The organism is Pseudomonas sp. 22526 (assembly GCF_052044735.1).
GTDB lineage: Bacteria > Pseudomonadota > Gammaproteobacteria > Pseudomonadales > Pseudomonadaceae > Aquipseudomonas > Aquipseudomonas piscium.
Genome location: NZ_JBQENK010000023.1, coordinates 84,957 through 109,438 on the forward strand (window position 1 = coordinate 84,957; position 24,482 = coordinate 109,438).

Annotated in this window: 20 protein-coding genes and 1 pseudogene; 16 read left to right on the top strand and 5 right to left on the bottom strand. The window is 61.6% G+C overall.

Translation table 11 applies throughout. The features are described from left to right. Positions 1–103 precede the first annotated feature (103 nt). From ACTJKT_RS27190 to ACTJKT_RS27205, 4 genes are read left to right on the top strand one after another with little or no spacing between them, the layout of a single operon-like run. Positions 104–1,030 carry a DUF72 domain-containing protein gene (locus ACTJKT_RS27190; RefSeq protein ID WP_440789300.1) on the top strand — a complete coding sequence of 309 codons (927 nt, stop codon included), beginning with the start codon at positions 104–106 and terminating at the stop codon, positions 1,028–1,030. Then, positions 1,027–1,824, top strand: a complete 798-nt coding sequence (locus ACTJKT_RS27195; RefSeq protein ID WP_440789302.1) for an endonuclease/exonuclease/phosphatase family protein — start codon at positions 1,027–1,029, stop codon at positions 1,822–1,824. The genes ACTJKT_RS27190 and ACTJKT_RS27195 overlap by 4 nt, the downstream gene beginning before the upstream one ends. After that, a complete protein-coding gene (gene clsB / locus ACTJKT_RS27200; protein WP_440789304.1) occupies positions 1,821–3,122 on the top strand; it encodes a cardiolipin synthase ClsB in 1,302 nt (433 codons plus the stop codon). The genes ACTJKT_RS27195 and clsB overlap by 4 nt, the downstream gene beginning before the upstream one ends. Continuing rightward, the gene (locus ACTJKT_RS27205; protein WP_440789306.1) at positions 3,109–4,101 is read left to right on the top strand and encodes a lysylphosphatidylglycerol synthase domain-containing protein; all 993 of its coding nucleotides are present in this window, start codon (positions 3,109–3,111) and stop codon (positions 4,099–4,101) included. Before clsB ends, ACTJKT_RS27205 begins: the two co-directional genes overlap by 14 nt. Before the next feature lie 116 nt (positions 4,102–4,217). Here the strand turns inward: ACTJKT_RS27205 and ACTJKT_RS27210 are convergent. Then, positions 4,218–4,310, bottom strand: a pseudogene (locus ACTJKT_RS27210) (alpha/beta hydrolase); the annotation flags it as partial. An 89-nt stretch (positions 4,311–4,399) separates the two neighbouring features. Then, entirely contained in the window at positions 4,400–5,407 is a 1,008-nt protein-coding gene (locus ACTJKT_RS27215; RefSeq protein WP_440789308.1) for a GlxA family transcriptional regulator, read from the bottom strand. 103 nt (positions 5,408–5,510) lie between these two features. Here ACTJKT_RS27215 and ACTJKT_RS27220 point away from each other — a divergent pair, with 103 nt between their 5' ends. The 11 genes from ACTJKT_RS27220 (at position 5,511) to ACTJKT_RS27270 (ending at position 18,809) form a co-directional block, all read left to right on the top strand. Further along, the gene (locus ACTJKT_RS27220; RefSeq protein WP_440789310.1) at positions 5,511–6,065 is read left to right on the top strand and encodes a cysteine hydrolase family protein; all 555 of its coding nucleotides are present in this window, start codon (positions 5,511–5,513) and stop codon (positions 6,063–6,065) included. A gap of 720 nt (positions 6,066–6,785) precedes the next feature. Then, complete coding sequence (locus ACTJKT_RS27225) at positions 6,786–7,979, top strand: iron-containing redox enzyme family protein (RefSeq protein WP_440789312.1); 1,194 nt, start codon at positions 6,786–6,788, stop codon at positions 7,977–7,979. A gap of 86 nt (positions 7,980–8,065) precedes the next feature. Beyond that, complete coding sequence (ectB, locus tag ACTJKT_RS27230) at positions 8,066–9,364, top strand: diaminobutyrate--2-oxoglutarate transaminase (protein WP_440789314.1); 1,299 nt, start codon at positions 8,066–8,068, stop codon at positions 9,362–9,364. Between the two features lie 24 nt (positions 9,365–9,388). Beyond that, a complete protein-coding gene (locus ACTJKT_RS27235; protein WP_440789316.1) occupies positions 9,389–10,801 on the top strand; it encodes a hypothetical protein in 1,413 nt (470 codons plus the stop codon). Then, positions 10,798–11,898 carry a ThiF family adenylyltransferase gene (locus ACTJKT_RS27240; protein WP_440789318.1) on the top strand — a complete coding sequence of 367 codons (1,101 nt, stop codon included), beginning with the start codon at positions 10,798–10,800 and terminating at the stop codon, positions 11,896–11,898. The genes ACTJKT_RS27235 and ACTJKT_RS27240 overlap by 4 nt, the downstream gene beginning before the upstream one ends. A gap of 10 nt (positions 11,899–11,908) precedes the next feature. Then, positions 11,909–12,964, top strand: coding sequence for a TauD/TfdA family dioxygenase (locus ACTJKT_RS27245; RefSeq protein ID WP_440789320.1), 1,056 nt, complete (start codon positions 11,909–11,911; stop codon positions 12,962–12,964). A gap of 40 nt (positions 12,965–13,004) precedes the next feature. Continuing rightward, a complete protein-coding gene (locus tag ACTJKT_RS27250; RefSeq protein WP_440789322.1) occupies positions 13,005–13,469 on the top strand; it encodes a GNAT family N-acetyltransferase in 465 nt (154 codons plus the stop codon). A 27-nt stretch (positions 13,470–13,496) separates the two neighbouring features. Further along, a complete protein-coding gene (locus tag ACTJKT_RS27255; RefSeq protein WP_440789324.1) occupies positions 13,497–14,696 on the top strand; it encodes an ATP-grasp domain-containing protein in 1,200 nt (399 codons plus the stop codon). Between the two features lie 30 nt (positions 14,697–14,726). Further along, positions 14,727–15,977, top strand: a complete 1,251-nt coding sequence (purD, locus tag ACTJKT_RS27260; RefSeq protein WP_440789326.1) for a phosphoribosylamine--glycine ligase — start codon at positions 14,727–14,729, stop codon at positions 15,975–15,977. A 52-nt stretch (positions 15,978–16,029) separates the two neighbouring features. After that, entirely contained in the window at positions 16,030–17,421 is a 1,392-nt protein-coding gene (locus tag ACTJKT_RS27265) for an MFS transporter (RefSeq protein WP_440789328.1), read from the top strand. After that, positions 17,418–18,809 (top strand): amidase, encoded by a 1,392-nt coding sequence (locus ACTJKT_RS27270; RefSeq protein WP_440789330.1) that lies wholly within the window; start codon positions 17,418–17,420, stop codon positions 18,807–18,809. Before ACTJKT_RS27265 ends, ACTJKT_RS27270 begins: the two co-directional genes overlap by 4 nt. A gap of 72 nt (positions 18,810–18,881) precedes the next feature. Here ACTJKT_RS27270 and ACTJKT_RS27275 read toward each other — a convergent pair whose 3' ends face one another. Together ACTJKT_RS27275 and ACTJKT_RS27280 are read right to left on the bottom strand one after the other, a co-directional pair. Continuing rightward, positions 18,882–19,394, bottom strand: a complete 513-nt coding sequence (locus ACTJKT_RS27275; RefSeq protein ID WP_009045846.1) for a single-stranded DNA-binding protein — start codon at positions 19,392–19,394, stop codon at positions 18,882–18,884. A 9-nt stretch (positions 19,395–19,403) separates the two neighbouring features. Further along, positions 19,404–20,798, bottom strand: coding sequence for an MFS transporter (locus ACTJKT_RS27280; protein ID WP_440789332.1), 1,395 nt, complete (start codon positions 20,796–20,798; stop codon positions 19,404–19,406). A gap of 180 nt (positions 20,799–20,978) precedes the next feature. Here ACTJKT_RS27280 and uvrA point away from each other — a divergent pair, with 180 nt between their 5' ends. Further along, complete coding sequence (gene uvrA, locus ACTJKT_RS27285) at positions 20,979–23,813, top strand: excinuclease ABC subunit UvrA (RefSeq protein ID WP_440789334.1); 2,835 nt, start codon at positions 20,979–20,981, stop codon at positions 23,811–23,813. Between the two features lie 122 nt (positions 23,814–23,935). Here uvrA and bfr read toward each other — a convergent pair whose 3' ends face one another. Further along, positions 23,936–24,400 (bottom strand): bacterioferritin, encoded by a 465-nt coding sequence (bfr, locus tag ACTJKT_RS27290; RefSeq protein ID WP_007924173.1) that lies wholly within the window; start codon positions 24,398–24,400, stop codon positions 23,936–23,938. Positions 24,401–24,482: the final 82 nt, after the last annotated feature.

Below are 24,482 nucleotides of genomic sequence, written 5' to 3' on the forward strand. Positions count from 1 at the left end.
AAGGACGATAGTGACGCCACTGTAGGAGCGTCGAAACTTTCCCGTCAGCCGGGCAGTCATCAAAAGACAGAGGCGGTTCGAAGCCCCTGAGACGGGAGCGGACATGGCGGCGATTCATATCGGTATCTCCGGCTGGCGCTACAAGCCCTGGCGTGGAGACTTCTACCCCGAAGGGCTGACGCACAAGCGCGAGCTGCAATTCGCTTCGCGCGCAGTCAACAGCATCGAAATCAACGGTTCGTTCTACGCGCTGCAGACCCCCGACCGTTATGCCGACTGGTATGCCGATACCCCCAGGGACTTCGTGTTCAGCGTCAAGGCGCCGCGCTACATCACCCATATCCTGCGGCTGCGGGATGTGTACCAGCCGATCGCCAACTTCTTCGCCTCGGGGGTGCTGGAGCTCAAGAGCAAGCTCGGCCCGATCCTCTGGCAGTTTCCGCCGAGCTTTCAGTTCGACGCCGAGCTGTTCGGCGCCTTTCTCCAGCAATTGCCCGCCGATACCGAACAGGCCGCCGCCCTCGCCCGCCAGCACGAACCCCGCCTGAACGGCCAGGCCAGCACCAAGGCCTATGGCAAAAGAGCCATGCGCCATGCCGTGGAAATCCGTCATGAGAGCTTTGCCGTGCCCGAATTCACCCACCTGCTGCGCCAGCACGGTGTGGCGCTGGTGGTGGCCGACACCGCCGGCAAGTGGCCCTGTTGCGAGGACCTGACCGGTGATTTCGTCTATCTGCGGCTGCATGGCGACAAGGAGCTGTACGCCAGCGGCTATACGCCCCAGGCCCTGAAGCGCTGGGACGACCGGATCGAGGCCTGGCACAGCGGCAAGCAACCCGCCGATGCCCGGCTGATCGACGCCCGGTACATTCCCAGGACGCGCAAGAGCCGGGAGGTGTTCTGCTATTTCGACAATGACCTCAAGGTCCGCGCGCCCTTCGACGCCCGTCGCTTGCTGCAACGCTTCGGGCTCGACAAGAGGCTGGTGACGGCGCCCGGCGAGCCCGCTGCGCCAGGGGTGCTGCCATGAGCCGTGACGAGTCGGCCAACAGCCCGGTCCCACCCGCGATCGGCTTGGCCAGCGTGTGCCGCTTCACCGTGCTGACGGTCAATACCCACAAGGGTTTCACCGCCCTGAACCGGCGCTTCATCCTCCCCGAACTGCGCGAAGCGGTGCGCAGCGTGGAGGCCGATGTGGTGTTCCTGCAGGAGGTTCACGGCGCCCACGACCAGCATCCGCAGCGCTACAACAACTGGCCGAGCATGCCGCAATACGAGTTCCTCGCCGACAGCATCTGGCCGCAGTTCGCCTATGGGCGCAACGCGGTGTACCCGGAGGGCGACCACGGCAATGCGCTGCTGTCGAAATTCCAGATCATTCGCTACGACAACCTCGACATCTCCCTGTCCGGGCACGAGAGCCGCGGCCTGCTGCATTGCGTGCTGCGCCTGCCCGGCGATGCCCTGGAAGTGCATGCCATCTGCGTGCACCTGGGGTTGCGCGAAAGCCATCGCCAGCAACAGCTGGACCTGCTGCTGCAACTGATCGCCGAGCTGCCCGCCGATGCGCCCTTGATCGTCGCCGGCGACTTCAACGACTGGCGGCTGCGTGCCGATGCCCAGCTCGCGCCCAGCGGCTTGCGGGAGGCCTTTGTCAGCCAGCACGGCAAACCGGCGCGCAGCTTCCCCGCGCGCCTGCCCCTGCTGCGGCTGGACCGGATCTACGTGCGTCACCTGAAAACCCACCGCCCCCAGGTACTGGACACCCATCCCTGGTCCCATCTCTCCGATCACGCGCCGCTGTCGGTCGAGGTCGAGCTATGAACGACATGCCCCTGGAAAAAACCACGGTGGACAGCCTGCCCGATGCCGGGCTGGCCCACGAACCGCCACGGACGGACCTCGAATACGGCTGGCACAGCAACAACCGGGTGGTGCTGCTGGAAAATGGCGAGGCCTATTTCCCCCGGGTGTTCGAAGTCCTGCGCCAGGCGCAGAACGAGATCCTGCTGGAGACCTTCATCCTCTTCGAGGACAAGGTCGGCCATGAGCTGCACCGTATCCTGATCGAGGCCGCACAACGCGGGGTGCGGGTCACCGTCAGCCTGGACGGCTTCGGGTGCGGCGAATTGAGCACCGAGTTCCTTGCCGCCATGAGCAACGCCGGGGTGCGCTTGCAGATATTCGACCCGGCGCAGCCGATTTTCGGGGTGCGCACCAACTGGTTCCGCCGCCTGCATCGCAAGATAGTGGTGGTCGACGGCGCCATCGCCTTTGTCGGCGGGATCAACTTCTCCGCCGATCACCTGGCCGATTTCGGCCCCCAGGCCAAACAGGATTACTCGGTAGAGATCCAGGGCCCGGCGGTGGTGGATATCCACCATTTCGCCCTGCTGCAAGGCGACCGCCCGGCCCGCGCCCGCTACTGGTGGCAACGCCGCCGGCAGCGCCGCGCGGAACTGGCCCTGAGCGACCATGACGGCCAGGTACGCCTGGTCTATCGCGACAACCGCCAGCACCGCAGCGATATCGAAGAGGTCTACCGCCTGGTGCTGCGCGGGGCCCGGCAGCGGGTGGTGATCGCCAATGCCTACTTCTTCCCCGGCTATCGGCTGCTGCGCGAGATCCGCAACGCCGCGCGCCGTGGTGTCGAGGTGCGGCTGATCCTGCAAGGCGAGCCGGACATGCTGGTGGCCAGGCTGGCGGCACGCATGCTCTACGACTACCTGATCAAGGATGGCGTGACCATCTACGAATATTGCGAGCGGCCGCTGCACGGCAAGGTGGCGCTGGTGGACGACGACTGGAGCACCGTGGGCTCGAGCAATCTCGACCCGCTGAGCCTGTCGCTGAACCTGGAAGCCAATGTGCTGATTCGCGACCGCGCGTTCAATCGCGACCTGTTCGAGCGCCTCGACCGGCTCAGCCGCGAGCACTGCCAGGCCATGCCGGCCAAGGGCTCCGAGCGTGGCCGCTTGTGGCGCCTGACCGTGGGTTTCCTGGTGTTCCACGTCCTGCGTCATTTCCCGGCCTGGGCCGGCTGGCTGCCCGCGCACAAGCCGCAATTGAAACCCTTCGGCCAGGCCGACACCGGGCAGGATTCGCGTCATGAGCCGCACTGACGCCCATGGTTCGACGCCCGCTGCCTCGCACTCCCGGTCGCGCTGGCAACGCCTGAAGAAACCGCTGACCGTCGCCTTCTTCCTGCTGCTGATCCTGATGTTCACCCTACTGGCCCGGCGCATCGACTGGAGCGAAGTGCTCGGCACCCTGGCCGACTTCAAGGTGCGCACCCTGGTCATCGCCGCGGGCCTGACCCTGGCCAGCTTCCTGGTCTACGCCTGCTTCGACCTGATCGGTCGCACCTACATCCGGCAGAACCTCGGCTGGCGGCAGATCCTGCCGGTGGGGTTCATCAGCTACGCCTTCAACCTCAACCTCAGCGCCTGGGTCGGCGGGATCGCCATGCGCTACCGGCTGTACTCCAGGCTCGGGGTGAGCGCCGGCAACATCGCCAAGATCCTCGGCCTGAGCCTGGCCACCAACTGGTTCGGCTACATGGCCCTGGCCGGCGTGGTGTTCGCCAGCGGCCTGATGAAGCTGCCGCCCGGCTGGCAACTCAGCAACGACGCCTTGCAAGGCGTGGGCGTCCTGCTGCTGGTACTGGGCGTGGCTTACCTGGCGGCCTGCCGGTTTTCCCGACGCCGCGAGTGGTCGATACGCGGGGTCGAGATCGACCTGCCCTCGCTGCCCATGGCCCTGTTGCAACTGGCCCTGGGCGCACTCAACTGGTCACTGATGGCCGCGGTGATCTTTACCCTGCTGCCCAGCAAGCTCGATTACCCAGTGGTGCTCGGGGTGTTGCTGATCAGCAGCATCGCCGGGGTCATCACCCATATTCCGGCGGGGCTCGGGGTGCTGGAGGCGGTGTTTATCGCCCTGCTGCAACATCAGGTGTCCCGCGGCAGCCTGCTCGCCGGGTTGATCGCCTACCGGGCGATCTACTTCATCCTGCCGCTGCTGATCGCGTTGCTGATGTACCTGCTGGTGGAAGCCAAGGCCAAGGCATTACGCGTGAAGAAGCCGCGCAAAGGCAGCTGACACCATCGCCAGCAAGCTCGCTCTTGCATGGGGAACGCAGACCTTTGTAGGAGCGAGCTTGCTCGCGATGAACGCGCCAGCGTTCGCCCCTTTGCCCACACTCGGCACGACTGGATGATGCTCAACCGCTCTCCCACCAGCATTTCCGTGATCCCGTCCACCAGGATCGAGGTGTAGGCCTGCTGCGACAAGGGATCGCTCAGGGCATGGGCACGCCAAGGCCATGGAAGGGCCAATGCCCCCATGGATAAGCGGCCTGTGGCACAGCTGCCTGTTTTACCTTGCACGACCCGCGGGGTCAGCCCTGCTCTGCCCGCGCCAGCGGTGTCGGCGGCGTCACGCCGAAACGCGCGCGATATTCGCTAGGTGCAAGCCCGGTGATCTTCTTGAAGGTGGCGCGGAACGCCCCCGGGTCCTGGTAACCGACCGTCCAGGCGATATGGTCGATGGTGCCGTTGGTGAACTCGAGCATTTCCCGTGCCTTGCCCACCCGCAGGTGCTGGCAATATTCGGTGGGCTTGAGCCCGGTGGCGGCCCGAAAGCGCCGCAGGAAGGTGCGTTCCTCCAGCCCGGCCTGTTGCGCCATGACGGCGAGGGAAACGTCCACCGCGCCATTGGCCTGCAACCAGTGCTGCACCCTGAGGATCGCCCCGTCGCCGTGGCCGAGGATAGGCGCGAAGTTGCTGCCGCACTGGCTGGCGCTGTCGCTGTGTTCGATCACCAGGAAACGCGCGGTGCCGCTGGCGATGCTCGGGCCCAGCAGGCGGTCGACCATGCGCAACCCGAGCTCGGACCAGGCCATCAGGCCGGCGGTGGTGATCAGGTCGCCATCATCGACGATCGGCTTGTCGGCGTTCAGGCGGATGTTCGGGTAGCGCTCGGCGAACTGCTTCGCCGAGGTCCAGTGAGTGGTGGCGCTGCGGCCGTCGAGCAGGCCACTTTCGGCCAGCAGGATCGAGCCGACACAGACCCCGCCCAGGGTCGCGCCCTTGGCATGTTGCTGGCGCAGCCATTGGGTCAGCGCCAGCGTTGCCTGCGCCTGGGAGAAGCCGGCCACCGAGGGTGGGATCAACACCGCCAGCAATGGACCCTCAGCCCCAGGGTGACTGTCGTATACCCGTATGGGCGCCTGGTCGGCCTGTGCCTGCCAGTGGCTGATGCGCAGCAGCGGCAACTGTGCGCTGCGCTGTTCGGCGGCGATGCGGTTGGCGACCCCGAACAGGTCGGTCAGGCCATGCACCGCGGCCATCTGTGCACCGGGATAGATCAGCACGCCCAGCTCGGCGACTGCGCTTTCCATACCCATTGTCAGTTTTCCCCCTGCTATTGTCGGTGCGGCCAATCCTCGACCGGCCTGCCGGAGCCAATACTGGACTCCACAGCCAACCACTACTTCAGAGGAAACACCCATGGCCAAGCAAGCGCTCATCCTAGTCGATATCCAGAACGACTACTTCCCCAACGGCAAGTGGCCCCTGGTCGGGGTCGAAGCCGCCGCTGACAACGCCGCGCGGCTGATCCAGGCCTTCCGTGACAGCGGCCGGCAGGTGGTGCACATCCGCCACGAATTCACCTCCGACAGCGCGCCGTTCTTCACCCCCGGCTCCAGCGGCGCGCAACTGCACGCCAAGGTCAGCAACCGCGCCGACGAGCCAGTAGTGCTCAAGCACTTCGTCAACTCGTTCCGCGAAACCGAGCTCGAAGCCATTCTCGACCAGCAGGGTATCGAGCAACTGGTGGTGGTCGGCAGCATGAGCCACATGTGCATCGATGGCGTCACCCGCGCCGCCGCCGACCTGGGGTACGACGTCACGGTGATCCATGACGCCTGCGCCACCCGCGACCTCGAATTCAACGGCGTGGTGGTGCCGGCGGCCCAGGTGCACGCCGCGTTCATGTCGTCCCTGGGGTTTGCCTACGCCAGCGTGGTGTCCACCGATGAGTTTCTGGCGGGCAACCGCTGATTCTGTCGGGCCGCCTGCACCAGGGCTGGCAACGTTAGGCTTAACCACCTGCGCCACTCTAGGGCCGCACAGTGTTCACTCGCTGTGCGGCCTTTTGGGGTTATCTTCCAGCGAACTCGCGCTCTGGCGATTATCACCGTAGACGTAACAATCCCCCCGGGCCTGAGTTGCCTTTCACCTCAGGCACGGAAGATGCCTGCCAACATGCAATAAAAAAAGACGGCGAAAATCCCCCTCGGCACAGGTGATCCGACGAAATACCTCGTGGCTGTGACGCGCGAAAAAAATGCCTCATGCGTCGCCAAGTTAATGATTACAGTCATCAAATTTGCCTACCCTCGAAGCAGTGGAATCATCTTAATATCAGTTCAGATCATTCCTACCCGAGCCCTGGATCCAATTTCTCTTGACACCCTAAATAGTCGAAGCTATTCATAATCCGCACATCATGGAAATGATGAATAGCGGTTCTTTACACTAATAAGAAAGGATTCGTCGATGAGCGTTAACCCCTGAACTGCCTTATCTATTTTCGCCCCCCTGACAAGATTATTTATTCACTAAATAATCCCGCCGTGGTCATGACGCGATTCTTTGGCAATATATCCAACAGCGATAAACAGCACGACTCATGCCCTTTTGAAATCGGCATATAGTGCTTTATCCGGCGTGGTGGGTTTACTCATCCCTGAAACTATTACTTCTATAGGGAGATCGATAGTGAAATTGGAAAGTGCCGTACCCCGTGAACTCGCAGCCGATATTATTGAGGACCTTACTGGCGGATCCATATGGGATACATGGCTGGATAGCGACTCGCTGAATCAGTTGGTTAACCATCCGCTGCTTCTGGCCATGCAAGAGGGGAATATCTCCTTAAAAGGCATGCGCTTTTTCCTGGTACAACATCATCACTACTCTCGCAACTTCACCCGTTTTCTCTGCGCCATCATCAACCGGCTTGAGAGCCTGGATGACATCAAGCACCTGATGGAAAACATGCAGGAGGAAATGGGAATCGACGGCGTGGGCAAAGTGACTCATGCAGAGCTGTTCCAGAGAACCCTGCGCGCCGCCGGAACCCATGCCATGGCCGAAAAGGCCTTGCCGCAAACCCAGGACTTCACTCAGACCGTCATGGAGTTCTGTCGCTCCGAAAACTCCATCGAGGGCCTGGCGGCCCTGTGCATGGGGGCCGAAGCGATAGTGCCGCTGATCTACAGGCCCGTCCTGCAGGCCCTGGAGCGCCTGAATGTCAGCGAGGAAGGCCTGGAATTCTTCCGGGTGCACATCGAAGAGGATGAGGACCACGCGATCACGATGCTGGGCATCCTGGAACAACTGGTCCAGTGCTCACCTGGAGCAAGACTCCTGGCCAAGGACGTCGGGCGTCAGATCATTCTCAAGCGCTGCGCAATGTTCGATGCCATCTGGCAGAAGGTCGGCCAGGAGCCCGCGCACGCTCATGATGAGCAGCCCGCACAGCCGGACAAACTCACCTGGCTGAATGCCGTGACCACTGTTCCTATCCAGCTGCCGCGCCGCTTGCTGCATGTTGCAGTCGAGGGCGAGCGTGGTGCGCCACGGGCCACATCAAATTCGAGCCAGAAAAGCAGTGTCGTGGATTTGCCGGTGCAAACAATGCGCATGAGCCTGGAACAACTCGCTCCCAGCGCACAAACCCGCCTGCACAGACATAACTACGAAACCGTCATTTATGTTCTAAGCGGAAGTGGCGCCACTTACATTGAAGAGAAAGTTCTTCACTGGGAAGCCGGCGACGCTATCTATGTGCCCGCCTGGGCCGGGCACTACCATGTCAGCGACCATCAGCAAACAGTCTCCTATATTGCCTGCGAAAACTCTCCGCTATTGGCCAGCCAGGGGAAGATTGTTATTCGCGAAGAACTCTGAAACCAGCATCCGCATGCCGTAGTTCACCCCATTCAATCTCACTATCTGGATTCAAGTGAAGTTAATTCCATTGGAAGGATATTGACGTGAATAACTTTATTGCTGAAGCGGTCTCACTGATCAGTGAAGACCCCGCCGATACATTTTTCAATCACGAGTCCGCAGTCAGAAGTTACTGTCGAAAGTTTCCAGCCATTTTCGCCACCGCCCGCAATTCGATATTGACCGATATCAATGGCACTTCGTACATCGACTTTCTGTCCGGGGCGGGTTCATTGAACTATGGACATAACAATCCAATGATCAAGGAGGCATTACTGGAGTACTTGCGAAGCGACGGTATTACCCATTCTCTGGACTTGCACACCAGCGCCAAGAAAACCTTCATCGAGGCATTCAACCGGGTCATCCTGGCCCCCAGAGCACTGAACTACCGCCTTCAATTCACCGGCCCGACCGGCGCCAATGCTATCGAAGCAGCGATGAAACTCGCCCGTAAAGTCACCGGCAGAACCAACATCGTCGCCTTCAGCAATGCCTTTCACGGCATGTCCCTGGGAGCCCTCGCCGCATCGGCCCGAAGCGCCAAGCGTGCCGCGGCCGGTGTCTCCTTGCCGGACATCACACGGATGCCCTACGAAGGATTTCTCGGCCAGCAGGTGGACAGCCTGAGCGTGCTGGAAAACATGTTGACCACACCCGGATCGGGGATCGACCTGCCGGCCGCGTTCATCGTCGAATCGGTGCAAGCCGAAGGCGGCGTGAACGTTGCCAGCCCCCAATGGCTGCGAGGTCTCGCCCAACTGGCCAGCCGCCACGGCATCCTGCTGATCGTCGATGACATCCAGGCCGGATGCGGGAGAACCGGGACTTTCTTCAGCTTCGAGAGGGCGGGTATCCAGCCCGACCTCGTATGCCTGGCCAAGTCCATTTCCGGCTATGGCTTGCCCATGTCCCTGGTATTGATCAAGCCCGAGCTGGATCTCTGGCAACCGGGAGAACACAACGGCACCTTCCGTGGCAACAACCTGGCATTCATCGCCGCCGCCCAGGCCCTGCGCTACTGGCAGGACCGCGACTTCATGGACGCCCTGGGCCAGCGCTCGAAACAGATCGCCGACACCCTTGCACACTGGCAAGAGACCTGGCCCCAGCTGATCAAGGCCGTCCGCGGACTGGGAATGATCTGGGGAATCGAGCTGCCCGATGCCCCCACCACCCAGCGGGTCAGTGCCCAGGCCTATGCCGGCGGGCTGATCGTCGAAACCTGCGGCGCGCAGGACAACGTCATCAAACTGCTCCCTCCGCTCACCATCGACCCACAGTCCCTCGACAAAGGGCTCGCCCAGTTGGCCCGCGCCCTGAGTAGCGCTGCAAAAAAATAACCGTCCAAGCCCGAGGAAATCCATATGAACAATAACGCCTTAGCCTGCACGCCCAACACCAGCCTTTTCGAGGCGGACGATCGCCTCATCGAGCAATCCCTCGCCCACCTGACAGCGGATGCGCGCAAACGACTGATCGCGGCGCAAAAACGTTTTTGCGATTCGCTGTCCAGCGAAGGGCTGAATTTCGAAGGTAAAAGCTACCCCGTCTCCATCCGTCCCCTGATCCTGTCCAACGAGACGGTCGCGCAATTGCAGACCCTCGGCGAGGGCTTCGCCCGGGTGTTCGATCACGCCGCGAGAATCTACGTCGAGAACGAACAGGTGCGCGCGCTGTTTCCTGCCTACAAGAACAGCGAACACCTGACCTTCAACCTGCCGGCGCATTCGCCGCTGGTACGTATTTTCAGACTCGACGGGTTATTCGACAGCGAGGGCATCTACCAGATCCTGGAGACCAATACCGACTGCCCCGGCGGCGTGATCCAGAACGGACTGGCCGGCCGCCTCTGGGCCGAGATCGACAATCCCCTGCTGGCGGGCATCGGCCACAGCGTCGATTTCCAACCCTTCGTGAGCGACCCGGACCTGTTCCTCAAGGAGCTCCTGAGCGCCCACTTTCAGCGCACCGGACAACCGGCCCGGCGAGCGGCCATCGTGACCTTCAAAGGGCGCTTCAAAAACGAAGTGACCCAGATGGTTGCCGGCCTGAATCGCCTCGGCGTGCCCACCGAGGAAGTCGATGCGGCCGACCTCAAGCGGCGCGACGGCCACCTGGTCGACCCCCAGGGGCGCGTCATCGACATGACCTACAACAAACTCGACTTGCGCGACCTTATCGACGAACCGCTGGTCAGTGAGTATCTCGAAGCGGCGTCGAACGCAGAGGTGACGTTCCTCAATCCGTTGATCAGCCAATGGCCCCTTGCAGACAAGGCCATCATGGCCCTGTTGAGCGATCCCAAGATGTTGGCGCTGCTGCCCGAGGAAGATCGGGAGCTGTGCCGCACGCACATTCCCTGGACCCGTCTGCTGGCTGCCGGCAAGAGCAGCAACCCCCAGGGACAGCCGATCGACCTGATCAGCTATGTCAGGCGGCATCGCCCACACCTGGTGTTGAAGCCCTCAAACGCGACCCGCGGCGAAGGTCTGCTGGTAGGGCCTTTCGCGACACAGGAGCAATGGGAGCAAGGGATCTGCAGCGCACTGGAAGGGCCACACAGCTTCGTGGTTCAGCAGTACATCCAGGGCCGGACGCTTTCTGCCGTTCATCCAGAACTCGGCGTGACCGAGTCGATGTGGTCAGGGGTGGATACCTACGTATACGGCGGACGCTTCGCCGGCTTCCAGGCACGCGCCAGTTTCGACCCGGTCATGAATGTAGGCCGCAAAGGCATCCTGCTTCCCGTCATTACCCTCAAGGAGCTCGCTCGATGAATCTGCCGCAACTGCAAGCGACCGTAGTGGCCGTCCCCATTCATGCCCATCGCGTGGCCATGCATCGAGGTACCCGACAGGGTGACGCAAGCCTGATCCTCGACGATCCGGATGGCTGGAAGTACATCGCCCTTCACTTGATGAACGGTCAGAACGACCTGGCCTGGATTGCCCAGCAACTGGATACCCAGGGCCACCCGGCTCAGTACGATGACCTCTTGGCGCTGGTCGAGGACCTGCGGGTACAGAATCTGCTCCAGGACCGTTCGTTCTTCCAGCCCCAGCAGCTGCGGCCCGACCAGACCGACCGCTACTCTCGCAACCTCAATGGCTTTGCGGCCTTGGCCCGGGACGGCCGGACACCGGCCGAGCTACAGACCCGCCTGCTCGAGGGGCATGTCCTGATGCTCGGCTGCGGAGGCTTGGGCAGTTGCACGGCGACCGCCCTGACAATGGCCGGCTGCGGGACCATCACCCTGGTGGATTTCGACGAAATCGAATTGGGGAACCTCAACCGCCAGCTGTTCACGGTCCAGGATATCGGCCTGAAAAAAGTCGATGGGCTCAAGGCCCGACTGAGCGCCATCAACCCGGACGTCAGGGTAAATACCGTCTTCGAGCGCCTGACCGGCACCGAGGCCGTCACTCGGCTGATCGACGAGTTCAAGCCCGACATCCTGGTCGCCGCCATCGATCGGCCGGTGATCGCCGCTGATCGCTGGATCAGCGATGCCTGCTTTGCCAGAGGCGTACCAGCGGTCTTCAACAGCGTCTCGGCCGGCATGGGCATGCTCTGGACCAAATTTCCCGGGCAGTCCGGCTGTTTTCGCTGTGACGAAAAATGGTCCCAGGAACACAACCCCGATCACCATGCCACCCGTCAGTATCGCGAACAGCATGACCTGATCCCCGCGACCTCGGCCTTCAGCCATTGCGCCATGACCGTGGGCGGCATGATGTCGGCGGACATCGTCCGTCATCTGGTCGGCTGGCCCATGAGCTCGGCGGGGAAGCTGGTCACCATCGATTTCGCGACCCTGCAAACGACCATCATCGACAAACCGCAACATCCCGCCTGCACGGTCTGCAGCGCCTGAGGAGTCCCCGATGAACATCGAACACAACGGGCATTCGCCCGTCGCGGTCGACGACCCCGCCGTCTGGACCGCGGCCACGCTCAAGTCCAAGGCCGATGTCCTGCTGAACATGGGCGAGCCCGAGCTGCAATGCATCGAGCAACTGTTGGCCAATAGCGCCCACAAGCCGATGTACAGCCTGACTCGGGAGGACTTCGCGGCGCCTGCCATTCAGGGCCTGCTGGGCAAATTGCACCAGGCGCTTCAGGACGGTCCCGGAGTCGCGGTGCTACAGGGCATCGACATTGCTCGCTTCACCGGCGAGGCCCTTGAACGCCTGTTCTGGGGGCTGGCCCTGCACCTGGGGCGCCCCGTGGTACAGAGCACTCGCGGTGATCGTATCGGCCATGTGCGCCACGAGCCGTCCAACCCCAAGAATCGCGGCTACCAGTCCAACAGAGAGCTCGGGTTCCATTCGGACGCCTTCGAGATCATCGGGCTGCTGTGCCTCAGCGGGGCCGCCAGCGGCGGGACCACGGAGATTGTCAGTGGCCTGGCGGTGCACAATCAGTTGGTGGCCGAAAACCCGCAGCTGCTGCCGGCGCTGTACGAAGGTTATCCCTATGCCACCGCGGAACGCTCTCAGTCCCGCACGCCGGTAACGGACTACCGGATTCCGGTGTTTTCCCGGGTCGGCAGCACGCTGAGTTCGATGTGCGTGGGCAATTACATGCGGGCCGCCGCCCAGACGCTGGGGCAGGCGTTTCCCGCGAGACTGGACGCCGCGCTGAAAGCCTTCTACGAGATCTGCAATCGAAAATCCTTTCAGCTCGAGTTCCTGCTGGAGCCCGGGGAAATCCTGTTCCTGAACAACTACACCACCCTGCATTCCCGTACCGAATTCCAGGACTCGGACAGCCAAAAGCGGCACTTGCTGCGGTTGTGGCTGGACGTTCCTGACGGACGACCTGTCGTTCCCGTACTCAAGGCCCGGGGTACCGACTACGAGCTTCTCTACCTTGAAACGGACCAGGACAGGCAGGGTAACGAGCGCCACATGGCCAGTCGGACCGGCACAACGCGATGAGCCGGCGCCCCCTTTCTCTCCTGCACGTTGGACTTTCGAAATGACAGAAGTGAAACCCCTGGATCGCCAGCACGACTTTGTCGTCACGGTTCACGAGAACGCCCCGGCCGCCGGTCGTGGCCGGATCAACGAGTTGCTGGATCAATACAATGTGTCGCAAACCGGAATCAGCGACAACGAGCCCCTGGACCTCACGGTCACGGATCCTCTCAGCGGCGAGGTGGTAGGCGGCCTGGTCGGCAGGACATCCCTGGGAGTGTTCTTCATCAACTACTTCTATCTGCCCGACACCCTGCGCGGCAAAGGCTATGGTTCTCAGATCCTGCGCCAGGCCGAACGCCTGGCCGCCCTTCGCGGATGCCGGACCGCCCTGCTGTTCACCATGGAAATCCAGGCACCGGCGTTCTACGAAAAAAACGGCTATGAGGTGTTCGGCCGCGTCGAGTGCAATCCCAGGGGCAATGCACGGCTGTTCATGCGCAAACCGATCCAGCCACTGGACTGAAGCACCGGCCAATGACAGGGAGATGACATGGCTATCTTGTGTTTAGGCAGAAGCATCAAAATAGATTTCGCCCAATGGCTGGCCGAGCGGGACCAGGACCTGTACCTGATCAGCTCGACCCCCTTCCCATCCCAGCACAAGTACCGTCTGGTCAAGCGCCTGGAGGATCTGGACGCCGATTCGCAGGCCGAAATCACCGCGCTGGACTTCGCGGCAAGCACCCGGTTTTCCCGAATCCTGCCGCATTCGGAATTCGACTTGATCCGTGCCGCCCGCTTGCGCGAACACCTCGGCGTACCGGGCCAGAGCCTGGAAAGCGCTATCGCCTACCGCGACAAAGTGGTCATGAAGGAACATATGAACAGGGCCGGTATCCCCGTCGCCCACTTCAAGCGCCTGCAGTCGTCGCTGGATGTCATTGAATTCATCAAGCGTCATGGCTACCCCAGCATCGTCAAGCCGGTCGATGGTTGCAGCTCGAAAGATATCCAGGTCATCAAAAGCCGCTCGGACCTGGCCGCGCTGTTCCGCAAGCCAACGCTCGACGGCTACATGATCGAGTCATTCGTCGAAGGCCGGATGTTCCATGTCAATGGCGTTGCAACGGCAGAGGGCAGGACGTTTTTTGCGCCATGCGCCTATATCAACGGTTCACTGGACTTCCAATGGGCCGGTACGTTTGGCAGCCGCACGCTGGAGCCCGACACCCCGATCGCCCGGCGCCTGGTCGAGTTCACCCGCAAGGTGATTGCCGCGCTGCCCGAAACATTCCCCCTGGGCTTCCATGCGGAAATCTTCCAGACCCCGGACGATCGACTGGTGCTGTGCGAGATTGCAGCACGAACGGCAGGCTCCCTGACCGGCGAACTGATCGAACTGAGTTATGGCATCAACATTCACAGGGCCTGGATCAGAGCCTGCGCGGGCATCGAAGACGAGTTGCCCATCGGCCGCGCGCCTGCCTGTGTCGCGGCATCGGTCCGCGTGCCGATACGTGACGACCGGCTTGTGAAGATCCCTGCATCCCTACCCTTCGACTGGGTCAGCACCCTATGTATCACCGGCATCGAAGGATCGGCCTACCAGCCTGCCCAAACCTACACCGACGATGTGCTTAGCGCGATTCTGGTCGGCGACAGCGATGAGCAACTGCTGGAGCGCATCGACAGCTTCCACGACTGGCTGAACGGTTCAGTCCTGTGGGAGTCCGCGAAACTGACGAGTTGATTGTCTTCTTCCATACACAGGGAGCGTTATATGAAAGTGCTAATCGTAGGTTGCAGCTCGGGCGCACATGCACTGGCGTGGAAGCTGATCCAGTCCGATCAGGTCGAGAAAGTGTATGTGGCCCCCGGCAGCCCGGGTACCGCGGACGAACCGAAAGTCGAGAATCTGGAGGTGGAGACCACCGACATACCTGGCCTGGCGAACGCCGCGGCACAGTACGACGTGGACTACACCTTGATCACCCCGACCCAGGCACTGGCTGCGGGTATCGTGGACTATTTTCAAGAGCGCGGCCTGAAGGTCCTGGCGCCTACCCGAGAAGCCTCGAAACTTGAATGGTCGAAGGAGTACTCCAAGCAGTTCATGCAGCGACACCAGATCCCTACGCCTGGTTTCAAAGTGTTCGCAGACGCTCTCAGCGCCCGACAATACGCCCACACACGCTCCCTGCCCCTTGTCCTGAAGGTCGATGGCATGGCCAACGGTGGCCTGGGCGTGGTGATCGCTCATGAATGGCAGGCCGTCGACGAGACGATCGAACACATGTTCACCACCTATGGAGGCCCGATCATCGTTGAAGACTTCCTGGTGGGCGAGGAAGTCAGCTTTACCGTCCTGTTCGATGGCAGCCACTACGTCCCCATGGTCGAAAGCCGCGACTACAAAAGGCTGCGCGATAACGACGAGGGCCCCAATACCGGAGGGATGGGGGCGTACTCACCGGTCATTTCCCAGGCGCTGTCGCAGAAGATCATCGACCGTCTCGTCGAACCGACGATCAGGGCCATCAAGGAGGAGGCAATCGACTACCTGGGCTTCCTGTACTTCGGCGTGATGATCGACCCGGAGCAGGAAGTCCATCTGCTGGAAATCAACTGCCGCCTCGGCAACCCGGAACTGTTCACGATGCTCGAGCGCATGGACAGTGAACTGGGCCCGCTGCTCGAACTGGCATTGGCAAGACGGCTGCACCAGGCAGAGGTCCGCTGGAACGCCAAATGCGCAGTAGCCCTGCAAATCAGCTCCGCCGGTTATCCGGGAGTCAAACGCACCGGCGACGTCATCTCGCTTCCTTCGGGAGAGCAGGAGGCCAAGATCTTTCATGCCGCCGTATCGAGCGCGCAGGGGCAACTGGTGACCAAGGGTGGACGAATCATCTCGCTGAGCGCCTCGGCAGACACTCTTGAAGCGGCCCGGGAACGTATTTACGCGGTGGCACGCAAGATCCACTTCGATGGCATGCATTACCGAAAAGATATCGCGACACTCGGCGCCCGCTGATCCTTCCTGGCGCCAGTCCCTGGCGCCGGTAACCCGACGACATCGAGCCATGATGAATACCGACAAGAACCAGCGTCTCGTGCTACTGGCGGCCAATATCAGCTACATATTGGTCCTTCTCGACTCCTCTATCGTCAATGTCGCCCTGCCAGCGATCAGAAACGGACTGGCCATCGGCACCGATACGCTGCAATGGGTGGTCAACGTCTACCTGGTGATTTTCGCCAGCCTGCTGCTGTCGGGGGGCGCCCTGTGCGACCGCCTCAGCGCGAAAACCGTCTATATGGCCGGCCTGCTGTTGTTTGTCGCCGCCTCCCTGCTATGCGGTCTGAGCGCCAGCGCGGCGCAACTGCTGGCTGGGCGGGCCTGCCAGGGGATTGGCGCGGCGTTGCTGGTGCCCAGCTCGCTGGCGCTGATCACCCATACCTACACAGAGAGTTCCGCACGGGCAAAAGCCATCGCCAGCTGGTCCAGTTGGGGGGGGATCGCGCTGGTCATGGGACCCTTGATAGGCGGGCTCCTGACTCAATACCTGTCATGGCGCTCGATCTTTCTGGTCAACATTCCCGTCGGCCTGCTTGGTGTCTGGCTGACCTCTCGAATCGAGACCCCGATAGCACCCCATAAGGAAAAACACCTCGATCTGAAAGGACAGTTCACTGTCACGCTGATGCTGCTGAGTCTCATCGCGATACTGATCGAGTATCCCCGGTTAAACACGGACTCCGTTTATCTGCTGCTGGGCGTACTGACCTGTGCGGTGTCGCTGATCGCCTTTGTCCTGATCGAGGTCCGTGGGCCTCATCCGATGCTGCCCCTGACGCTGTTCAGGAATACCAACGTCAGCACCATCGCCTACATCTTTTTTGCCGGGGCCTTTTCGTTCTTCGGCACCCTGTTCATCCTCACGTTCTACTTCCAGGACTACCTGCACTACAGCGCGCTCGAAACCGGGCTTGCCCTGCTGCCCCTGTCCCTCTGCGTGATAGTCGGCAACAAGGTATCCGGACGCTGGGTGGACCGATTCCCGCCGCGCCAGTTGATGATCGCCGGGGCTTTCATCCGCCTGATCGGATTTTGTGGATTACTGTTGCCTCAATACTCCACGCACTACCCCTGGTTGCTCATCCCCCTGATATTGATCGGATTCGGAGGAGGACTTGGGGCCCCCATGTCCACCTCGGTATTCATGCAAAGCACGCCGAAGATATACACCGGCATCGCCGCGGGCTTTTCCAGAGCAACCGGGCAAATAGGTTCTGCATTTGGAGTCGCGGTGTTCGGGCATTTCATCAACGACACCGAGTTTTTTCTGAGACATATGAAACTGGCCGTACTGACGATCGTCATCGCGACGCTGTCGATCCTGGTCATGTCGATCATGTTTGTCAGCGACGGGCGCAACGACTATGCCGAGCTGCCTGAGCCGGAGAAGGCGGAGTGACGCCCCTGATCACCCGACTGACCGCCGTTGAACTGATGACGCTGATCCAGGCCCGGGATCTGTCGCCGGTCGAAGTGACCGAGGCGTTCCTGGAACGCATCCTCGACACTCGCACCTCATCGAACGCCTTTGTCGATATCTATGAATGCCAGGCCCGTGCAGCGGCACACAGGGCCTGCAAGGCCATAAGCAGTGGCCAGGCATCAAGTTCGCTGCACGGCATGCCCATTGCCCTGAAAGACTTGTTCCATGTGAAAGGTGAGCTTACGACGGCGGGCTCCTTGTGCTGGAAGCAGCGTCGAGCACAAACGACTTCGACGGTTGTCGAGCGGCTGTTGAGCAAAGGCATAGTCATCCTGGGCAAGACCCATACCGTCGAATTCGGCCTTGGCGCCTTTGGCGTCAACGAGCATTTCGCGACTCCACGCAATCCGTGGAGCCGCCAGACCGAATTGGCACCCGGCGGATCCAGCAGTGGATCGGCGGTAGCCGTAGCCACCGGGCTGACCCCCTGGGCCTTGGGCACCGATACCGGCGGTTCAGTGCGTATTCCCGCCTCCTGGTGCGGCATTGTCGGCCTCAAGCCCAGCCACGGCCAGATCGAAATGACCGATGTCGTTCCTCTGAGCCAGACGCTCGATTCGGTGGGCGTCCTTGCCAGATCCGTCGAAGATGCATCGCTGCTCTATGCTCATCTGCTCGACGAGCCCCCACGCCAATGCCTTGCAGACAATGTCGAAGGCTTCGGACAGGTGGCGCTCAGCCGATATCGCGTGGCCACCTTGCCGTTGCACGAGCGTTCATGGGTCTCTGCCGACGTCCTGGCCTGCTACGACACCGCCGTTGCAGTGCTGCGGGACGCCGGCATCCAGACCCGGGCCGGAGAATTCCCCATGCCCCTGGAGGAGTACCTGAGGAAAAACTCCCTGATCACTTTTTATGAGGCCTTGGCCAACTACAGAACGCTGCATGCCGAGGCTCAAAGTGGCCTGGGCGAGTCGGTGCGGGCGCGACTGTCACGTGGCGCCGGGATCTCCCAGGCGGAGTACCTTAATGCCCTGCAGGAAATGGCCAGGCTGCGTAGCCTGTTCGAGCGCATCTATGATCAGGTCGAAGCCATAGTCCTGCCCACGACACAAATGCCCGCCTGCGCCGTGGACGATATCGAGCACCTTGCGCCTCCCAATCACTTCACTCGCTTCGTCAACTTTCTGGGCCTGTGCGCAATTGCCGTCCCTGCGGGTTTTACAGCAGACAACCGTCCTTGCTCGCTGCAATTCGTCTGCAAGCGAAACCAGGAACATATCGCCATCGGCCTTGCCCGCGCCTATGAAGCCCGGACGCCCTGGCATTCGATACACCCACCAGCGTTCCTGCTTCCTGGCTGAAATACAGCCACAAAAAAGCCTTTGGTGCATACACACCAAAGGCTTTGTTCGAACCGCGGTCCAAGGCTGGCCTTAGAACGGGATATCGTCATCGAAGCTGTCGTCGAAGTTCTGCGCCGGCTGCGGCGAGGACTGCTGAGGCGCTGGACGCGATTCGCGCTGTGGCGCCTGCGAAGGCTGCGGACGCGACTGCTGCGGACGTGGCGCGGAGTTGCCCATGCCCTGGCCCTGGTCGCCCTGTGGACGGCCGCCCAGCAGCTGCATGGTGCCCTGCATGTCGACGATGATTTCAGTGGTGTAACGCTTGATGCCGTCTTTTTCCCACTCGCGGGTCTGCAGCTTGCCTTCGATGTAGACCTGCGAACCTTTACGCAGGTACTCGCCGGCGATTTCCGCGACCTTGCCAAACATCGACACACGGTGCCATTCGGTCTTCTCGACTTTCTGACCGGTCTGCTTGTCGGTCCATTGTTCGCTGGTGGCCAGACTCAGGTTGGTCACGGCGTTACCGTTAGGCAGGTAGCGAACTTCAGGATCCTGGCCGCAAGTGCCGACCAATATGACTTTGTTAACCCCACGGGCCATAACGTTCTCCTAGGCTTCGCACGCCGATCGGGCTGGGTTGACCAGCTGCTCGAGGGTCGCGCGATCCAATAATTCGGTGTCCAATTTGATGTAAATGGCGGCTTCTTCGGCCACCATCACTGCATCTGTTACCCCAACAACGGCCTTCAGGCGCTCGACCAGACCGGCTTCGCGGATCGCTTCGGGCGATAACGGCAAGCGCAGGCTCGTCACGTAAGGTGGTTCGCGCATGGTAACAGCAAAGGCCAACCACAGGGCAGCAAGTCCTGCACACCCCAGGAATACAACCGACAAACCGCCATGCTGGAACAACCAGCCACCGAGAATGCCACCCAGCGCCGAACCGAGGAACTGGCTGGTGGAATAGACCCCCATGGCCGTGCCCTTGCCGCCGGCCGGTGAAACCTTGCTGATCAGCGACGGCAGCGAAGCTTCCAGCAGGTTGAACGCGGTGAAGAACACCACCGTGCCGATCACCAGCGCCTGCAGGCTGTCGCCGAACTCCCAGAAGAATAGCTCGGTGAGCAGCAGCGTACTGACCGCGCCCAGCAGAACTCGTTTCATTTTGCGTTTCTTCTCGCCGTAGATGATGAACGGGATCATGGCGAAGAAGGAGATCAACAGTGCGGTGAGGTAGACCCACCAGTGCTGTTCCTTGGGCAAGCCGGCCTTTTCCACCAAGGCCAGCGGCAAGGCGACGAAGCTCGACATCAGCATCGCGTGCAACACGAAGATACCAAGATCCAGGCGCAGCAGGTCCGGATGCTTGAGCGTCGGCAACAGGGCCTGGCGCGCGACCCCGGATTCACGGTGCTGCAACGGGCCGGTCGAGTGCGGCACCATGAAGGCGACGATGAAAATGCCCAGCAGCGCCATGCCGCCGGTGGCGAAGAACAGCCCGGACAAACCGAAAGCGCGGGTCAGCAGCGGGCCGGCTACCATGGCCACGGCAAAGGACAAGCCTATGGTCATGCCGATCATGGCCATGGCTTTGGTGCGGTGCTGCTCGCGGGTCAGGTCCGACAACAGCGCCATGACCGCCGCGGAAATCGCCCCGGCGCCCTGCAGGATGCGCCCGGCGATCACGCCCCAGATCGAATCGGCGTTGGCCGCCAGCACACTGCCCAGGGCAAAGACGATCAACCCCAGGTAAATCACCGGACGACGGCCGATACGGTCGGAAATGATCCCGAACGGGATCTGGAAAATCGCCTGGGTCAGGCCGTAAGCGCCGATCGCCAACCCGATCAGGGCCGGGGTCGCTCCTGCCAGATCCATCCCATAGGTCGCCAGGACCGGCAACACCATGAACATGCCAAGCATACGGAAGGCGAACACCAGGGCCAGACCGCTTGCCGCGCGGGTCTCGGCGCCACTCATGCGTTCGCTGTGGGGATCATGCATGGAAAAACCTCGTGTGAACCGGCGGCGATTCTACCAGTCCGATCGATTGACGGGGTATATGGCGACGCTTTGCCGCGCAGGTTTCATCTACGGCTGCACAGACCTCATTTGATAGTGTGCATCCATCCAGTATTTGCCCTTATACTCCTACGTTTTCGACGCCCGCCGAGCGAGGCCACTTTGGACAAGATCCTGATTCGTGGGGCCCGAACCCACAACCTGAAGAACATCGACCTGACCCTGCCACGGGACAAACTGATCGTCATCACCGGCCTGTCCGGATCCGGCAAATCGTCTCTGGCGTTCGATACGTTGTACGCCGAAGGCCAGCGCCGTTATGTCGAGTCGCTGTCGGCCTATGCCCGGCAATTCCTGTCGATGATGGAAAAACCCGACGTCGACACCATCGAAGGTTTGTCGCCGGCGATTTCCATCGAGCAGAAATCCACCTCGCACAACCCGCGCTCCACCGTCGGCACCATCACCGAGATCTACGACTACCTGCGCCTGCTGTATGCACGCGTGGGTACGCCACGCTGCCCGGACCACGACATCCCGCTGGAAGCCCAGACCGTCAGCCAGATGGTCGACCTGGTGCTGGCCCAGCCGGAAGGCAGCAAGCTGATGCTGCTGGCGCCGGTGATTCGCGAGCGCAAGGGCGAGCACCTGTCGGTCTTCGAGGAACTGCGCGCCCAGGGCTTCGTCCGCGCCCGGGTCAACGGCAAGCTCTACGAGCTGGATGAGCTGCCGAAGCTGGATAAACAGAAGAAGCATTCGATCGATGTGGTGGTCGACCGCTTCAAGGTCCGCGGCGACCTGCAGCAGCGTCTGGCCGAGTCGTTCGAGACCGCGCTGAAGCTGGCCGACGGTATTGCCCTGGTGGCGCCGATGGACGACGAACCCGGCGAAGAAATCATCTTCTCCGCGCGCTTCGCCTGCCCGATCTGCGGCCACGCCATCAGCGAACTGGAACCCAAGCTGTTCTCCTTCAACAACCCGGCCGGCGCCTGCCCGACCTGCGACGGCCTGGGGGTCAAGCAGTTCTTCGACATCAAGCGCCTGGTCAATGGCGAGCTGACCCTGGCCGAAGGGGCGATTCGCGGCTGGGACAGGCGCAACGTCTATTACTTCCAGATGCTCGGCTCGCTGGCGTCGCATTACGGCTTCAGCCTGGAAGTGCCGTTCAACCAGCTGCCGGCCGACCAGCAGAAGGTCATCCTCAACGGCAGCGGCACACAGAACGTCGACTTCAAGTACCTCAACGATCGTGGCGATATCGTCAAACGCTCCCACCCGTTCGAAGGCATAGTGCCGAACCTGGAACGTCGCTACCGCGAGACCGAGTCGGCCACCGTGCGCGAGGAGCTGGCCAAGTTCCTCAGCACCCAGCCATGCCCGGACTGCCGCGGCACCCGCCTGCGTCGCGAAGCGCGCCACGTGTGGGTCGGCGAGAAGACCCTACCGGCCGTCACCAGCCTGCCGATCGGCGATGCCACCGATTACTTCGGCACCTTGTCGCTGACCGGACGCCGTGGCGAGATCGCCGACAAGATCCTCAAGGAGATCCGCGAGCGCCTGCAGTTCCTGGTCAACGTCGGCCTGGACTACCTGACCCTGGATCGCAGCGCCGACACCCTGTCCGGCGGCGAGGCCCAGCGAATCCGCCTGGCCAGCCAGATCGGCGCCGGCCTGGTGGGGGTGATGTACATCCTCGACGAACCCTCCATTGGCCTGCACCAGCGCGACAACGACCGCCTGTTGGGCACCCTGAAACACCTGCGGGATATCGGCAACACGGTGATCGTGGTCGAACACGACGAGGATGCCATCCGCCTGGCCGACTATGTGGTGGACATCGGCCCGGGCGCCGGCGTGCATGGCGGACAGATCGTCGCCGAGGGCACTCCCGACGAGGTGATGTCCCACCCCGACTCGCTGACCGGCAAGTACCTGTCCGGGCGGGTGAAGATTGCTGTGCCGGCCAAGCGTACGCCGCGCAACAAGAAGCTTTCGCTGTCCCTCAAGGGCGCCCGCGGCAACAACTTGCGCAACGTCGACCTGGAGATTCCGATCGGCCTGCTGACCTGCGTGACCGGTGTCTCCGGCTCGGGCAAGTCGACCCTGATCAACAACACCCTGTTCCCCCTCAGCGCCACGGCCCTGAACGGCGCAACCACGCTGGAAGCCGCCACGCACGACAGCATCAACGGCCTGCAGCATCTGGACAAGGTGGTGGATATCGATCAGAGCCCGATCGGCCGCACACCGCGCTCCAACCCGGCGACCTACACCGGGCTGTTCACGCCGATCCGCGAACTGTTTGCCGGGGTTCCCGAATCGCGCTCGCGCGGCTACGGCCCGGGCCGCTTCTCCTTCAACGTCAAGGGCGGACGCTGCGAAGCCTGCCAGGGCGACGGCCTGATCAAGGTGGAAATGCACTTCCTGCCGGATATCTACGTGCCGTGCGATGTGTGCAAGAGCAAGCGCTACAACCGCGAAACCCTTGAGATCAAATACAAGGGCAAGAGCATCCACGAGGTCCTGGAAATGACCATCGAGGAAGCGCGGGAGTTCTTCGACCCGGTGCCGGCGCTGGCGCGCAAGCTGCAGACGCTGATGGACGTGGGGCTGTCCTATATCAAGCTGGGGCAGTCGGCAACGACTCTGTCCGGCGGTGAAGCGCAGCGGGTCAAGCTGTCTCGCGAGCTGTCCAAGCGTGACACCGGCAAGACCCTCTACATCCTCGACGAACCGACCACCGGTCTGCACTTCGCCGATATCCAGCAGCTGCTGGACGTTCTGCATCGCCTGCGCGACCACGGCAACACCGTGGTGGTGATCGAGCACAACCTGGACGTGATCAAGACCGCCGACTGGCTGGTGGACCTGGGGCCAGAAGGCGGTTCCAAGGGCGGGCAGATCATTGCCGTGGGTACACCGGAGCAATTGGCGGAAATGCCGCAATCCCACACCGGTTACTACCTCAAGCCACTGCTGACCCGCGACCGGGCCTGAGCCCAATGAAAAAGCCCCTGCCATTGTGAAATGGCAGGGGCTTTTTTGTGCCCGTCAGGATCCCACATTTGCCTGTAGGAGCGAGCTTGCTCGCGATCCAGCGCCACGCGCTGGCGAACGCATCAGAACTGCGATTGCAGGTAGTTTTCCAGACCGATCGACTTGATCAGGCCCAACTGCTTTTCCAGCCAGTAGGTGTGGTCTTCTTCGGTATCGGCCAACTGCACACGCAGGATGTCGCGGCTGACATAGTCCTTGTGCTTCTCGCACAGTTCGATGCCCTTGCACAGCGCGGCGCGGACCTTGTACTCCAGGCGCAGGTCGGCGGCGAACATGTCCGGCACGGTGGTGCCGATATCCAGATCGTCAGGGCGCATGCGCGGCGTGCCCTCAAGCATCAGGATGCGACGCATCAATGCATCGGCGTGTTGAGTCTCTTCTTCCATCTCGTGATTGATGCGCTCGTAGAGCTTGCTGAAGCCCCAGTCCTCGTACATACGCGAATGGATGAAATATTGGTCACGTGCTGCCAGCTCGCCCGTCAGCAACGTGTTGAGGTAATCGATTACGTCCGGGTGACCTTGCATCGCCCTACATCTCCCTGCTTGAAAGTCTGTATTTTGAACCAAGCTGACTTGCAGGTCACTGTAAAAACGCTAACAAAGTGAA